Origin of the sequence: Streptomyces durmitorensis, from assembly GCF_023498005.1 — a bacterium.
In the GTDB taxonomy this organism is placed as follows: Bacteria; Actinomycetota; Actinomycetes; order Streptomycetales; family Streptomycetaceae; genus Streptomyces; species Streptomyces durmitorensis.
The window spans coordinates 5,643,918-5,658,361 of sequence record NZ_CP097289.1 but is presented as its reverse complement, the minus strand read 5'-3'; the positions used below and the strand labels follow the sequence as shown (position 1 = coordinate 5,658,361).

Annotated in this window: 15 protein-coding genes and 1 pseudogene; 4 read left to right on the top strand and 12 right to left on the bottom strand. The window is 68.8% G+C overall.

Annotated elements, in window-relative coordinates; translation table 11 throughout:
- Window positions 1-65 precede the first annotated feature (65 nt).
- Window positions 66-593: a CGNR zinc finger domain-containing protein gene (locus M4V62_RS25405; RefSeq protein ID WP_249589532.1), complete on the top strand. Its 528-nt coding sequence runs from the start codon at window positions 66-68 to the stop codon at window positions 591-593.
- A 536-nt stretch (window positions 594-1,129) separates the two neighbouring features.
- Here M4V62_RS25405 and M4V62_RS25400 read toward each other — a convergent pair.
- Entirely contained in the window at window positions 1,130-2,473 is a 1,344-nt protein-coding gene (locus tag M4V62_RS25400) for a UDP-glucose dehydrogenase family protein (protein WP_249589531.1), read from the bottom strand.
- Between the two features lie 189 nt (window positions 2,474-2,662).
- Here M4V62_RS25400 and M4V62_RS25395 point away from each other — a divergent pair, with 189 nt between their 5' ends.
- On the top strand, window positions 2,663-3,820 hold the full coding sequence (locus M4V62_RS25395) for an acyl-CoA dehydrogenase (RefSeq protein ID WP_249589530.1): 1,158 nt from the start codon (window positions 2,663-2,665) through the stop codon (window positions 3,818-3,820).
- A 685-nt stretch (window positions 3,821-4,505) separates the two neighbouring features.
- On the opposite strand, the gene M4V62_RS44080 is transcribed toward M4V62_RS25395, so the two are convergent.
- The 8 genes and pseudogenes from M4V62_RS44080 to M4V62_RS25360 all read right to left on the bottom strand — a co-directional run bounded on the left by M4V62_RS44080 (window position 4,506) and on the right by M4V62_RS25360 (window position 9,829).
- Window positions 4,506-4,727, bottom strand: a complete 222-nt coding sequence (locus tag M4V62_RS44080; protein WP_486388582.1) for a DUF7848 domain-containing protein — start codon at window positions 4,725-4,727, stop codon at window positions 4,506-4,508.
- A gap of 18 nt (window positions 4,728-4,745) precedes the next feature.
- On the bottom strand, window positions 4,746-5,219 hold the full coding sequence (locus M4V62_RS25390) for a hypothetical protein (protein WP_249589529.1): 474 nt from the start codon (window positions 5,217-5,219) through the stop codon (window positions 4,746-4,748).
- A 92-nt stretch (window positions 5,220-5,311) separates the two neighbouring features.
- The gene (locus tag M4V62_RS25385; protein WP_249589528.1) at window positions 5,312-5,542 is read right to left on the bottom strand and encodes a DUF397 domain-containing protein; all 231 of its coding nucleotides are present in this window, start codon (window positions 5,540-5,542) and stop codon (window positions 5,312-5,314) included.
- Between the two features lie 41 nt (window positions 5,543-5,583).
- Window positions 5,584-5,760: a hypothetical protein gene (locus M4V62_RS25380; protein WP_249589527.1), complete on the bottom strand. Its 177-nt coding sequence runs from the start codon at window positions 5,758-5,760 to the stop codon at window positions 5,584-5,586.
- A 170-nt stretch (window positions 5,761-5,930) separates the two neighbouring features.
- Window positions 5,931-6,761 (bottom strand): annotated as a pseudogene (locus M4V62_RS25375) (helix-turn-helix domain-containing protein).
- Window positions 6,758-7,282, bottom strand: a complete 525-nt coding sequence (locus M4V62_RS25370) for a DUF6879 family protein (protein WP_249589526.1) — start codon at window positions 7,280-7,282, stop codon at window positions 6,758-6,760. Before M4V62_RS25370 ends, M4V62_RS25375 begins: the two are co-directional and overlap by 4 nt.
- Window positions 7,266-7,457, bottom strand: coding sequence for a hypothetical protein (locus M4V62_RS25365; protein ID WP_249589525.1), 192 nt, complete (start codon window positions 7,455-7,457; stop codon window positions 7,266-7,268). The genes M4V62_RS25370 and M4V62_RS25365 overlap by 17 nt, the downstream gene beginning before the upstream one ends.
- Window positions 7,458-9,376: 1,919 nt before the next feature.
- Window positions 9,377-9,829 (bottom strand): MarR family winged helix-turn-helix transcriptional regulator, encoded by a 453-nt coding sequence (locus M4V62_RS25360; protein ID WP_249589524.1) that lies wholly within the window; start codon window positions 9,827-9,829, stop codon window positions 9,377-9,379.
- Between the two features lie 119 nt (window positions 9,830-9,948).
- On the opposite strand from M4V62_RS25360, the gene M4V62_RS25355 reads away from it, so the two are divergent.
- Complete coding sequence (locus M4V62_RS25355; protein WP_249589523.1) at window positions 9,949-10,506, top strand: quercetin 2,3-dioxygenase; 558 nt, start codon at window positions 9,949-9,951, stop codon at window positions 10,504-10,506.
- Entirely contained in the window at window positions 10,503-11,387 is an 885-nt protein-coding gene (locus M4V62_RS25350) for an alpha/beta hydrolase (protein ID WP_249589522.1), read from the top strand. The genes M4V62_RS25355 and M4V62_RS25350 overlap by 4 nt, the downstream gene beginning before the upstream one ends.
- A gap of 69 nt (window positions 11,388-11,456) precedes the next feature.
- On the opposite strand, the gene M4V62_RS25345 is transcribed toward M4V62_RS25350, so the two are convergent.
- The 3 genes from M4V62_RS25345 to M4V62_RS25335 are packed head-to-tail and all read right to left on the bottom strand — an operon-like array spanning window position 11,457 to window position 14,418.
- Entirely contained in the window at window positions 11,457-12,656 is a 1,200-nt protein-coding gene (locus M4V62_RS25345) for a dipeptidase (RefSeq protein ID WP_249589521.1), read from the bottom strand.
- 5 nt (window positions 12,657-12,661) lie between these two features.
- On the bottom strand, window positions 12,662-13,204 hold the full coding sequence (gene purE, locus M4V62_RS25340) for a 5-(carboxyamino)imidazole ribonucleotide mutase (protein ID WP_249589520.1): 543 nt from the start codon (window positions 13,202-13,204) through the stop codon (window positions 12,662-12,664).
- On the bottom strand, window positions 13,201-14,418 hold the full coding sequence (locus M4V62_RS25335) for a 5-(carboxyamino)imidazole ribonucleotide synthase (protein ID WP_283779168.1): 1,218 nt from the start codon (window positions 14,416-14,418) through the stop codon (window positions 13,201-13,203). The genes purE and M4V62_RS25335 overlap by 4 nt, the downstream gene beginning before the upstream one ends.
- Window positions 14,419-14,444 lie beyond the last annotated feature (26 nt).

Below are 14,444 nucleotides of genomic sequence, written 5' to 3'. Positions count from 1 at the left end.
CCTGTAGCAGCCCGCTACAGGTAACGGTTACTACATACTCCCCCACTGGAGGTAACGTCGCAAGCATGAATGACAGAGCATCTGCTCCAGGAGCTCTCGCGCTGGTCCAGGCGCTGGTGAACACCCTGGACCTGGAGTCGGGCGCGGACGCGCTCGACACGTCGGAGGGCCGCGCGCCGTTCGGCGTCGCGCCGGGCGCCGAGCTGACGGCCGCGCGCGAACTGCGGGAGTCGCTACGAGCGGCGTGCCTGGCACACGCGGGCCACGCCCCACACGCACCGGTGCCCCCGCTCTCTCAACTCCTCATGGGGGCACCGCTGTTGGTGAAGATCTCAGAGGAGGACGGCTCGGCGGAACTGACCCCCGCGGAGCCGTCCAAGCTCGCCTCGCGGGTGGCGGCGGCCATCGCGGAGGCGGTGACAGCGGGCACCTGGTCCCGGCTCAAGGCATGCGAGGCCGCGGACTGCCACTGGGCGTACTACGACCGAAGCCCGGCGAGCCGCAGCAGATGGTGCGACATGGGCGTATGCGGCGCCCGAGCAAAGATGCGGGCGTACCGAGCCCGCAAAACGCCACCCCCCGGCCAACGCTGACAGAAGCCCCCCCCCACCCGCAGCCGGAACCAAAGCACCCCGGCGGCCACCGGCCGACAGCGAGGACGCACATACCGGCACGGCCCCGCCCCCCAAGACAGACCGCCCCCGCAACACGAGCGCACCCACAGCCGGGAACGCACGCAAGGGGACGTGCCGGTATGTCCGCCCGGAGCACGGCTCCCAACACTCCAACACCGAAGCAACCCCACGGCCACCGGACGATAGCGAGGACGCACATACCGGCACGGCCCCACACCCAAGACAGACCGCCCCCGCAACACGAGCGCACCCACAGCCGGGAACGCACGCAAGGGGACGTGCCGGTATGTCCGCCCGGAGCACGGCTCCCCGCACTCCAGCACCGAAGCAACCCCACGGCCACCGGACGATAGCGAGGACGGACATACCGGCACGGCCCCGCCCACAAGACAGACCCGCACCGCACCCGGCACCCACGCACCCGCACCCGACACGCGCGCGAACACAGGTCAGGCCAAGCACCAGGCCTCAGGCCTCAGGCCAAGCGCAAGGCCTCAGGCCGAAGGCCGCCCCATCGCCCGGTAGGTCCACCCGGCCGCCCGCCACACCGCCGGATCCAGCGCGTTGCGCCCGTCCAGGATGAGCCGCTCCGAGGCCACCTCGCCCAGCGCCTCCGGGTCCAGCTCACGGAACTCGCGCCACTCCGTCAGGTGCAGCACCGCGTCCGCGCCCCGGACCGCGTCCACGGCACTCTCCGCGTACGCCAGAGTCGGGAACAGCCGCCCCGCGTTCGCCATGCCCTTGGGGTCGTACACCGTGACCTGACCGCCCTGGAGGTGGATCTGCCCGGCGACGTTCAGCGCGGGCGAGTCACGGACGTCGTCCGAGTCCGGCTTGAACGTGGCGCCGAGGACCGCGACCCGCTTGCCCAGGAAGGACCCGCCGCCGAGCGCCTCGCGCGCCATCTCCACCATCTGCCCGCGCCGCCGCATGTTGATCGAGTCGATCTCCCGCAGGAAGGTCAGCGCCTGGTCCGCGCCCAGCTCCCCGGCCCGCGCCATGAACGCCCGGATGTCCTTGGGCAGACAGCCGCCCCCGAAGCCGATCCCGGCCCGCAGGAACTTCTTGCCGATCCGGTCGTCGTAGCCGAGCGCCTCCGCCAGTTTCACGACGTCACCGCCCGCGGCCTCGCACACCTCGGCCATGGCGTTGATGAACGAGATCTTCGTGGCGAGGAAGGAGTTGGCCGCGGTCTTCACGAGCTCGGAGGTCGGGAAGTCCGTCACGACGAAGGGCGAGCCCTCGCCCACCGGACCCGCGTACACCTCGCGGAGCAGCTTCTCGGCGTGCGCGCTGCGGACGCCGACGACGATGCGGTCCGGGTGCAGCGTGTCCTTCACCGCGAAGCCCTCGCGGAGGAACTCCGGGTTCCAGGCCAGCTCGGCCTCGGCACCCACGGGCGCCGCGGCGGCGAGCTCACGCGCGAGCCGGTCCGCCGAGCCGACCGGCACGGTCGACTTGCCGACGACGAGCGCGGGCTTCGTCAGGTGCGGGGCGAGCTGCGCGAAGGCGCTGTCGACGTAGCTCATGTCACAGGCGTACTCACCGTGCTTCTGCGGGGTGTTCACGCAGACGAAGTGCACGTCGCCGAAGGCCGCGACCTCCGCGAAGTCCATGGTGAAACGCAGCCGCCCGCTGGAGCCCTCGATCCCGGCGACGTGCTTGCGCAGCAGCTCCTCCAGGCCGGGCTCGTACATCGGGACCTCGCCCCGCTGCAGCATCTCGATCTTCTCGGGCACGACGTCGAGCCCGAGCACCTCGAAGCCGAGCTCGGCCATGGCCGCTGCGTGCGTAGCGCCGAGATAGCCGGTGCCGATCACGGTGATCTTGAGGGCCATGCGGTGCTCCAGGGGTCTACGGCGTCAGTGCGGTGCCCGAGCATAGTCGGGGCCCTGAGCGGGCACGTTTCCGCCATCGCCACCCCGCCCCATGCCCGCTGTCGGCAAGCTCACGTATCCCTCGCGTGAGCCGCCCTCTAAAATTTGGGTTACTTAACGGTAATTAGCATCCTTGGAGCGTGAGAGACCTTGGCCGGATCGGCTGATTTCGACCTGTACCGCCCGTCCGAGGAGCACGACATGCTCCGCGACGCGATCCGTTCGCTCTCCGAGGCGAAGATCGCGCCCTTCGCCGCGGCGGTGGACGAGGAGGCCCGCTTCCCGCAGGAGGCGCTCGACGCCCTCGTCGCCTCCGACCTGCACGCCGTGCACGTACCGGAGAGCTTCGGAGGCACCGGCGCCGACGCGCTCGCCACGGTCATCGTGATCGAGGAGGTGGCGCGCGTCTGCGCCTCGTCCTCGCTCATCCCCGCCGTGAACAAGCTGGGCTCGCTCCCCGTGATCCTCTCCGGGTCCGAGGAGCTGAAGAAGAAGTACATGACGCCGCTCGCCAAGGGCGAGGGCATGTTCTCGTACTGCCTCTCCGAGCCGGACGCGGGTTCCGACGCGGCGGGCATGAAGACGAAGGCCGTCCGTGACGGGGACTCCTGGGTCCTCAACGGCGTGAAGCGCTGGATCACGAACGCGGGCGTCTCCGAGTACTACACGGTGATGGCCGTGACCGACCCGACCAAGCGCTCGAAGGGCATCTCCGCCTTCGTCGTCGAGAAGTCGGACGAGGGCGTCTCCTTCGGCGCCCCCGAGCGCAAGCTCGGCATCAAGGGCTCGCCGACCCGCGAGGTCTACTTCGACAACGTCCGCATCCCCGCCGACCGCATGATCGGCGAGGAGGGCACGGGCTTCGCCACGGCGATGAAGACCCTGGACCACACCCGCATCACGATCGCGGCCCAGGCGCTCGGCATCGCACAGGGCGCGCTCGACTACGCCAAGGGGTACGTCCAGGAGCGCAAGCAGTTCGGGAAGCCGATCGGCGACTTCCAGGGCGTGCAGTTCATGCTCGCGGACATGGCGATGAAGATCGAGGCCGCGCGTCAACTGACGTACGCCGCCGCGGCCAAGTCGGAGCGCGGCGACGCGGACCTCACCTTCCAGGGCGCCGCCGCCAAGTGCTTCGCATCGGACGTCGCGATGGAGGTCACCACGGACGCCGTCCAGCTGCTCGGCGGCTACGGCTACACGCGTGACTACCCCGTCGAGCGGATGATGCGCGACGCGAAGATCACGCAGATTTATGAAGGCACGAATCAAGTGCAGCGCATCGTCATGGCGAGGAACCTGCCTTAGCAGGGTTTTTGCAGGTCAGAGGGTGTTCCGAAGGCTTGATGGGGCATCTGGCATCTTTGACCTTCTGACCGTTGCGGCCCGATCAGGACCGTTCTTGGGCGTCATACTGGGGGAATCCTGGGTGGATGCCGGGTTGAGAACGGCCACTGACCTGCACAAACACCGCAGCCCCCGGCATGATGCCGGGGGCTGCTGTCGTGCACGGATCAGGCGACCTCTGACGCTTCTGTGGGGTCGTCAGCGCCGGGCGTCAACATCGTTGCGATGGCGGCCCGGCCGCGCTGCTCGGCCCCTTCGAAGATGTAGTGGTTGAAGATGTAGCCGACTACCTGAACAAGCCCCGGTCATGGGTGTACGGCAATTGGAAGGGTGAGCAGATCCCGTTTAGGAAGGTGGGGCAGTCCCTCCACTGCCGACCGATTGACTTGGAAAAATGGCTCGACGACCAGAACGATGGACGGCAAGAAGCGACGCCCCCGAGGCAAACGGGGGCTTTTTTTGTTTGCTGAGAGGGAAACGTGACAACCACCATTCTTCCCTCGGACCTCGGACCTCGGACCCGGAGCCCGCGCCCGAACCGAAGCGCCCGGAACCGCTCGCCGACTCCAACCCCTTCCGAGCACTCCTCTAACCAACGAAAGAGCCCCGGCCAGAAATGGGCCGGGGCTCTTTCGTTGCTTCGGTCCTATTCGGCGCGTTCGACCAAGGCGACCGATGTGCACAGGCGTCGGAACCGGTTGTGCTGGGTCCGGCCGGTGTGGCTCATGCACTCCACATCGACGGTCTCGCCGTCCGAAGCAGGCTTAACCTCCCAGCCGCACGTCAGGCATTTCGCCTCGAACGTCACCTCTGTGTCCGATTGCTGAGTGATCCGGTGCTTCGTATACCGCAGGATCGAACGGGGCATCGTGGTGTGCTCCCCTCATCAGGTGTGGACAGCAGTCGGGCAGGCAAGGTCCGGTGCGGCACGGTTCGGGGAGCACGTCACCAGAGCTACGGACAGAAATGCGGGCCTCTCCAGGTAGAAGCCGTGGGACACGTCTCCACCCCAGCTCAGCCGATCAGCAGCGGAGTAGACCAGTAGTGCCAGCCGTGTGCTGTCGCGGTCGGACTCGGAGGCAAATCGGGGGGCGTACTCCGTCAGTTGTTGCCCGAGCCATTCCGCCGCTTCCTTCGGCTCCTCCCAGGTGCCGCGTATCAACTTCCTGGGCTTGATCAGCCAGCGGGCCGTTTCCAGCGGTGGCAGGTCCACGGTCGGGAACTCCGCCTTCACTTCCCTGTACCGCTGGATCAGCTCCGGCTTATCGGCCGGAGGAGGATCAGGGTGCGGGGGCCGTCGCAGCGCCTCATCATCGAACTGTTGCTTGGAGCCGGTCCACAGGTAGCCGTGGTGGTGCAACTGTCGTCCCGTTCAGTGCAGGAAGAAGAGGAGCGCCCGACCGGCCCTGTCTCTCGGGGGTGAGCCAGGGCCGGGGGCGCCAGGAATGGCCGTCAGGCAGACAGGCCGAAGCGGGCCGGGTCGATACCGGCCGCGTTCAGTTCCTCGGTGGTGAAGCGCAACGGCTCCGCACCGGGCCGCTTGCTGTCGCCCAACGCCCACGCGTTGGGGCCGATCTTCGCCAGCGTGGCGCAGGACTCGCCGTCGGGGTGTGTGTTGCCCCCGCACGCCTTGAGGAACGTGGCGCCGTCGATGGGCAGGCTGTACAGGTCGGTTCCGGGCATGGGTGTGCCTTCCTGTGAGATCAGTGCTGGGGGGGGCAGACTCAGAGCCGGTACTGATCCGGCTTCGACACGTACACGACGCCGGGGCCGAGAGCCGTCGCGCTCTCCCGAAAGAGCTCGTGCAGCATCGACCGGGCGTTGTCGCGCATCGCGTTGGCCAGGTTGTCGGCCAGTAAGGCGGCCTCAGACGGGAGCAGAATCATTTCCGTGTCTGCCATATGCCGACCGTTCTTCGCCAGCCACATAGGGACGCGAATGTTCCCATCATCATCCCGGTAGGCATGATGGCTTGGAATTGGGTCCATCCGCCAACCCTGCGGGGCCTTCTCTTCTGGGTTCCTCGGTTCGGTCGGCATGAGTACATACTCGCCCTCCCGACGAGGAGTCTCTAGCCCGTTTCCTGTTCCCGCAAAAAGTCGTCGCGGATGCCCTCGACTAGCTGCCGCATTTCACTTCCAGACAGCGCCACTCGCTCAAACCCAGCAAACTTATCAACGTAGAGTTCGACATCCTTGGGGTCCGTGACGACGATCTCTGCATGAACCGTTTCTATCGTGACCATCCGGTCATCTCGGATGACGAAAGCGTGATTCGCGATGTCGTGCTGCTGAATACGTAGGGGAACCACTCGGACATCTACATGGGAGAGGCGTGAAATGGAAACGATGCGGTCGAGTTGTGCGGCCATCATCTGTGGCGGGACGATCCGCCACCGGAGGATAGATTCCGTGATGACGAATCGCAGTACCTTCGTGTTGTCGTAGAGGACCGCTTGGCGTTCGAGTCGTCCACTGATCGTCCGCGTGAGGACGTCCTCACTCAGATTGTGACGTTGCAGAACGGCCCGGATGTACTCCGGCGTCTGGAGCAGCCCGGGGACCAGAGCCGGTTGGAACAGCCGCAGCATCGACATCTGGGCTTCCAGAGCCTTGGCGGCCTGTTGGCCTTTATGGACTCCGATTCACTTGAGGAGGCGCCACGCCGTCGCCTCCGTCGCCGACGCTCGGGCAGCCTCGGCGTACTCCGCCTTGACCTCATCCGAGACACCGATGGCGGACAGAATACGCTCTACGTCCGTTGCGTTGGCTGAGAGCTTCGCATTTTCGATCTTGGACAGCTTGGATGGCGACATGAGGGCGCTACGGGCAACCGCTTTGGCTTCCTTGCCGGATGCCACTCGCAGAGCCCGCAGCGCGGCTCCAAGCTGCGCTCTGTTCACACCCCGTACTTGGCCCACCATTCGGTGAACGGCTCCGCGTGCGCGAGTGCCGCATCACGATACCGCGTGAATTCCGCCGTTCGCTCCGGTGGCAGCACTTCAGAACCCAAGTACTGCCCGTCTCCGTCGTAGTTCATCACAGCTACGGAATCGGAATCGAAGAACCAGAAGTCAGGAGCATTCTCCAGGGGGTTGGGCTTGTCGGTGACGTCAAGAATGAAGAACTCCTCTCCCCCGGTCATGTTCTTCTGGTAGCCCCACCCGAGTTCAAACCTAAGATAGTCCGTGAGCGGGCGGGACAGAACGTGCACCCGGTAAACCCTCTTTCCCTTCTGGGTGTGGGAGCGGAGTTCCTTTACCCAGCCCGCGTTATAGTCGCCCGGTTGCGGCTCTCTGCCCAGAAAGGCGTGATAGGCGTCGACGTTCCCGGACTTGCTGTAGTCGTCCAGAGTTTCCAGTCGGAACGCCTCATGCTCGAATGCGTCGAAGAGGTCGCCAAGGGTCCTAGATGAGGTTGTCACGGATGGCCTTCTGGATCAGTTCCTTCGGGATCTCGACGAGGGTTTCGTGAGCGGGAATCTGTAGCCCGTGATCGGCCGGAGTCTCACCCTGCACCAGGAAGGTGCCGCGATCCGTCGCGTAGATCGTCGGGCAGTCCTTGATGTCGCACGTGCTGACCAGCTTGGTGACCTTCATGGTCCTGGTTCCCCTCTCGCGTGCTGCCATTACCCCCGTGCGGCTCGATGCTCCCGAGGGTGAGGTGCGCGGGTCAAGCGATCACGGTTGCCGGAACAGGAAACTGCGTAACCTGCCCCGGAACGTGCTCGTCTGAGGTGCTGCCGGTGGGGGTGCCACCAGCGCGACCCCTGCCTCGGGCGATCGTTGACGATCATGGGGAAATGCTGGGGAGGTCCCCTCCAGAAGTAGTGTCCGTGCAGGTCAGCGCCGTACGACCTGTAAAGCACGCAGATTTACGAAGGCACGAACCAGGTCCAGCGGATCGTGATGGCAAGGAACCTTCCCTAGCGCCTGCGCTCTCACCGGTACGTCGCCGCCCTCGCCCCCTGCCCTGGGGCGGGGGCGGCTTGACGTACCCGGCAGGGCACTTGGGTTACCCAGGGGCCAGCAAGGCACCCGGTGCGGGGCTTCGCCCCGGCGGCCCAGCGGCGCTCCAGTCCGGCGCCCCGCGCGCGGTACTCCGGCTGAGACGCTGGGCTTCGCTGGGCCGGTGCTGGAAATGGCGCCGGGGCCGCCCGGTTGTCCTGAGGTTGGCGGTTCCGGGCCGGGTGTAAAGGGCGCTCCGCTGCGCTGCGCGTCGGCTGCGCCGATTCCGCTTCGCTCCACCCTTGACACCCGTCCCTCCACCGCGCGAAGCGATATGACCGGGCGGCCACGGGGTGGGACTCTCGACCACTCCCGTCAGGCCATCACCCTTTCACTGCCGGGTGCGGCCCGGCCCATTGCGGGTGACCCCCACGAGGGACGGGCGGGCGCCCGGTCCGCGATCGCTCCGGTGGAGGGGGCCGGTCTCGTCAAGCGGCTATCGGCCGGATCTTCCGACGTGGCCGCCACGCCGAGAAGGGCTGGCGCCCGGTCCGCGACCACTTCGGGAATGGGTGCCGGTCTCGCCAAGCGGCCGTCGGCCGGATCTTCCGGCGTGGCCGTCAGGGGGACGGGCGGGTACCCGGTCCGCGATCGCTCCGGGGGTGGGTACCGGTCTCATCAAGCGGCCGTCGGCTGGTTCTTCTGGCGTGGCCGTCACGGGGTGGCAAGGGCGGGCGGGGCAGGCGGCTGGCGGGCGCCGCGATGGGGGTTCCGTAGGTGGGGCGGGGAACGGATTGCAGGAAAGTGCCACGCCAGCACGTGTGTTGGAGGCACGTTGGGTGGGAATGTTCTGCAATCCGCTCGCGCGGGGCGTGCTCTGGCCGCCTTCGGGGTCGGCTCCCCGCGAAACCGTGCGTGACGCCCTCGCCACTCGCCACCGATACCTCGGTGCATGGGGTCTTCAAGGCGAAGCGGATGGTGTGGCGCACCTACTTTCGCAAAGTTGCGTTCTGGCAGAAGGGGGGCGCGCGTGTTGCGCAACGCGCCTTCTCGGAATTAGGTGCCGGACCCCCCACCCCTCGAGGCCGACCGACCTGCGCCAGCCGTGACCTGCACACCCCGGCCCGCGTCCGGTCGGCAGGCCCGTGACGAAACCCGCACCCTTCAGCAGGCCCCGCCCGCCCCACCCCCTGCCGACCACCCCGGAAGATCCGGTCTGCTGTCGCCTGACGAGACCGGCACCCCTCCCCGAAGCGGACGCGGACCGGGCGCCCGCCGATTCTCCGCGTGAGGGTCACGCGCAATGAGCCGGGCCGCACCCGGCAGCGAGACCCCCTGATTTGACGGGAGTGGTCGAGAGTCCCACCCCGTGGCCGCCCGGTCATATCGCTTCGCGCGGTGGAGGGACGGGTGTCAAGGGTGGAGCGAAGCGGAATCGGCGCAGCCGACGCGACGCAGGAGCGCCCTTTACACCCGGCCCGCAACCGCCAACCTCAGGACAACCGGGCGGCCCCGGCAACCATCCAAGCCACCGGGTAGCCGAAGTCGGCCTCCGGGGGCCTTCCGGAGGCTCAGTTCTGCTTGGGCGGGGCTAGCACCGGAGGGCTGCCCCACGGGAGTTCAAGCGCCGCCCGCAGCGCGTGCACCGTCTGCTCGCCGATCCGGTCGGCGAGTTCCTGCTCGACGCGGCGCAGGACCCGTTCCGCCCTGCGGTGTGTGCGCGCACCCTCCTCGGTGCGGCGGATCAGCCGCTGCCGCCCGGATGACGGGTCGGGGACCTGTTCGAGCAGGCCCGCGGCGACCAGGCCGTGCACCGCCTGGTGGGCGGTCTGCCGGGTGACGCCCATCCGGCGCGCCAGCTCGGAGACCGTCGTGCCCTGCTCGTCCAGGACGGCGAAGAGACCCGCCTGGGTCGGGGACACATGGACCTCCCCCGCCGCCTCCAGAGCCGCGAGGAGCGCGTCCTCGAACCAGCGCCGGGCGTCGCCGAGGAGTTGCGGGAGGTTGCGGCCGGTGACGTGCATCCGCCGAGCCTATGGGGTCGCGGGCCTGTTCACGGGCGATGGCTTGCCCGGCGCGGACTCTTTATGTCAGGCTGCCTGACATTCCCCGTTCCTTTCCTCAGCCATCCCCGGGAGAGCCCATGACGATCGAGTACGCGACCCGCCACCGGCGCTCCTCACGCATCCCCGCCGAACCGGGCAAGCCCTACGTCATCGAGAAGGGCGAGGGCGACCGCGCCCATCTGTTCGGCGACCTGATCACCATCTACGCGGGCGGCGAGCAGACCGAGAACGCCTTCAACTTCTTCACCGTCGAGGGCCCCAAGGGCAACGTCATCCCGGCCCACCTGCACCCGGACACCTACGAGGTCTTCTACGTCACCCAGGGCGCCGTCCGCCTCTTCGTCGAGGACCTGGAGGGCGAGCAGCAGGAGAAGCTCCTCACCCCCGGCGACTTCGGCTTCGTACCGAAGAACTGCCCGCACGCCTACCGCATGGAGCGCCACCACAGCCAGGTCGTCGGCGTCGCCGCCGGGCCGGGCGGCACCTTCGAGCGGTTCTTCGAGACCCTCGGGGCGCCCGCCGAAGGGCTCGGCCTGCCGCGCGAGCCGGTCGTGCCCACGCCCGACAAGTTCGCGACCGTCCCCGAGCAGTACGACGTGCGCTTCCTGCCCGAGCACCAGTGGCGCACCCGGTGAGCTCCGCGGACCCGGCCTTGCGGGCCCTGATCGCCGCGCCCCACCCGGACGTGGCGCCCCTGCCGCCCGCGGCGCGCCCGGCACCGGACCTGCGGCTGCTGCGCGGTGTCCCGTACGGCGAGGTCGAGGGCGGACGCCCGCTGGAGCTCGACCTCTGGCTGCCGGACACCGTGGACGGGCCCCTCCCCCTGGTCCTGTTCGTGCACGGCGGCGCCTGGCGGCGAGGGCGCCGTGACGACATGGGGATGGCGACCCGGCACTGGGATCCGGGCCCCCTGGCACGCATCGCGGCAGCGGGCTTCGCGGTGGCCTGCGCCGACTACCGGCTCAGCGGCGAGGCCCGCTTCCCCGCCCCCCTTGACGACCTGCGCGCCGCCCTGCGCTGGCTGGAGCTGCGCTCGCCGGAGCTCGGCGTCGACCCCGCCAGGACCGTGGTGTGGGGCGAGTCCGCGGGCGGGCACCTGGCCTCGCTCCTCGCGCTGGACCCCGCGGTCCCGGCCGCCGGCGCCGTGATCTGGTACGCCCCGAGCGACCTGACCGTCCCCCGCGGCCCGTTCGACCCGCACAGCGCCACGACCCCGGAGGCCCTGCTGCTCGGCGCCGCCCCCGCCACCGTGCCCGAGCGGGCCCGCGCCGCGAGCCCCGTCACGCGGGTCCACCGCGCCGCCCCGCCCTTCCTCCTGGTCCACGGCGAGCGGGACACGATGGTCCCGGCCACGCACAGCGAGGCGCTCGCCGCCGGGCTGCGGGACGCCGGGGCCGCACGCGTCGAGCTGCGTACGGTGCCGGGCGCCGACCACGGCTGGCACGGCCTGCCCGATGCCGACGTGGAGGACGTGTTCGCCCACTCGCTGCGGTTCGCGCGGGAGCTGGTGGACTGACGACAGGAAACAGGCGAAGGGCGGGGGCGGCCGATCGGCCGCCCCCGCCCTTCGCCTCAAGTGGCGTACTCAGCCGTCCAGTTGCTCAAGCGTCGCGTTCGAAGGACCGCGCCGGGACCGCACGTCACGTGCCACGTCCTCCGCCGCACCCAGTACGCGGACCGCGTTGCGCCACGTCAGCTTGGCCAGGTCCTCCTTCGCCCAGCCGCGGGTCAGGAGCTCCGCGATCAGGTTCGGGTAGCCCGCCACGTCGTCCAGGCCGTCCGGTGTGAACGCCGTGCCGTCGTAGTCGCCGCCGATGCCGATGTGGTCGATGCCGGCGACCTCGCGCATGTGGTCGAGGTGGTCGGCGACCGTCGCGGCCGTGGCGACGGGCCGCGGGTTCGCCTGCTCGAAGGCTGCGTGGACCTTCATCGCCTCCGGCTTCGTGTCCAGGTGGTGGAGGCCGTGCGCCCGCATGTTCTCGTCGGCCGCGGCCGTCCAGTCGACCGCCGCCTGGAGCACGAACTTCGGCACGAAGGTCACCATCGCGACGCCGCCGTTCGCGGGCAGGCGCTCCAGGACGTCGTCCGGGATGTTGCGCGGGTGGTCGCAGACCGCGCGCGCCGAGGAGTGCGAGAAGATCACCGGCGCCACCGAGGTGTCCAGGGCCGCCCGCATCGTCGTCGCCGCCACGTGGGAGAGGTCCACGAGCATGCCGCTGCGGTTCATCTCGCGTACGACCTCGTGGCCGAACGCGGAGAGGCCGCCGACCCCGGGCTCGTCCGTCGCCGAGTCCGCCCACGCGATGTTGTCGTTGTGCGTCAGCGTCATGTAGCGGACGCCGAGCGCGTACAACGCCCGCAGCGTGGCGAGGGAGTTGTTGATGGAGTGGCCGCCCTCGGCGCCCATCAGGGACGCGATGCGGCCCTCACCGCGCGCCGCCTCCATGTCCGCGGCCGTCAGCGCGCGCCGCAGGTCCGCGGGGTAGCGCGTGAGCAACTGGTCGACGCAGTCGATCTGTTCGAGCGTCGCGCTCACCGCCGCGTCGCCCGCCAGGTCCGTGCGGACGTACACCGACCAGAACTGCGCACCGACCCCGCCCGCCCGCAGGCGCGCGATGTCCGTGTGGAGGTGGCCCTTCTGGTCGGCGGCGATGTCGAGGCGGTCGAGTTCGTACCCCGCCTTCTCGCGCAGCGCCCAGGGCAGGTCGTTGTGGCCGTCGACCACCGGGAAGTCGGCGAGCAGGGCGCGTGCGTCGTCCAGAGAGGCACGGTCCGGGGACGTCATGCCGCTCACTTTCCCGAACCGAAGCCGAAACCGGAACCCGCGCCTTCGACCTTGGCGCGGAGCCGCTTGCCCTTCTCCGTGGCCTGCTCGTTCAGCTCCTGCTGGAACTCCCGCATACGGCCGAGGAGTTCGGCGTCGTGCGTGGCCAGGATGCGCGCCGCCAGCAGACCGGCGTTGCGCGCGCCGCCCACCGAGACCGTCGCCACCGGCACGCCCGCGGGCATCTGCACGATGGACAGGAGGGAGTCCATGCCGTCCAGGTATTTGAGCGGGACGGGCACGCCGATCACCGGCAGCGGGGTCACCGACGCCAGCATGCCCGGCAGGTGCGCGGCGCCGCCGGCCCCCGCGATGATCGCCTTGAGGCCGCGGTCCGCCGCTTCCTCGCCGTACGCGACCATCTCGCGCGGCATGCGGTGCGCCGAGACGACGTCGACCTCGTAGGGGATCTCGAACTCGTCGAGGGCCTTCGCCGCGGCCTCCATGACGGGCCAGTCGGAGTCCGAGCCCATGACGATGCCGACTACAGGTCCTACAGGTGCGGTCATTCTGTAATCGTTCCTCTGAGATAGCCGGCCGCGTGACGCGCGCGCTCGAGCACGTCGTCCAGGTCGTCGCCGTAGGTGTTGACGTGGCCGACCTTGCGTCCCGGCTTCACGTCCTTGCCATACATGTGGATCTTCAACTGCGGGTCGCGCGCCATGCAGTGCAGGTACGCCTGGTACATGTCCGGGTAGTCGCCGCCCAGGACATTGGCCATGACCGTCCACTTCGCCCGCGGGCGCGGGTCGCCGAGCGGGAGGTCGAGCACCGCGCGCACGTGGTTGGCGAACTGGGACGTGATCGCCCCGTCCTGCGTCCAGTGGCCGGAGTTGTGCGGACGCATCGCCAGCTCGTTCACCAGGATGCGGCCGTCGGGCGTCTCGAAGAGCTCGACCGCCAGGTGGCCGACCACCCCGAGCTCCTTGGCGATGCGGAGCGCCAGCTCCTGCGCCTGGCCCGCGAGGTCCTCCGAGAGGCCGGGGGCCGGCGCGATCACCGTGTCGCAGACGCCGTCGACCTGCTGCGACTCGACGACGGGGTAGGCCACCGCCTGGCCGTGCGGCGAGCGCACGACGTTCGCCGCGAGCTCGCGTACGAAGTCGACCTTCTCCTCGGCCAGGACGGGGACACCGGCCCGGAAGGGGTCTTCGGCGTCCTCGACGGAACGTACGAACCACACCCCCTTTCCGTCATAGCCGCCACGCACCGTCTTGAGGATCACGGGGAAGCCGTCATCCTGCGGATCCGCAGAGCCCTCGGCCGCGAAGGCCGCCACATCGGCCGGATCGCGCACGATCCGGTGGCGTGGACAGGGCACACCGATCTCCGTGAGCTTCTCGCGCATCACGCCCTTGTCCTGGGCGTGCACCAGCGCGTCGGGCCCCGGACGCACGGGGATGCCGTCCGCCTCCAGGGCCCGTAGATGCTCGGTGGGTACGTGTTCGTGATCAAAAGTGATCACGTCGCAGCCCCTCGCGAACTCACGCAGCGTGTCGAGGTCGCGATAGTCGCCGATGACGACATCGCCGACGACCTGCGCCGCGGAATCCTGAGGGGTGTCACTGAGGAGCTTGAATTTCAGGCCGAGGGGGATACCCGCCTCGTGGGTCATGCGGGCGAGCTGACCGCCGCCGACCATGCCGACTACCGGGAACGTCACACCCCCAGGGTATCGGCCTGTATCAGCCAAGCGGGAACGGCCGGTTTCCGTGCACCGCACGGGCTCCGTCGTCACAGAGCCGCCAC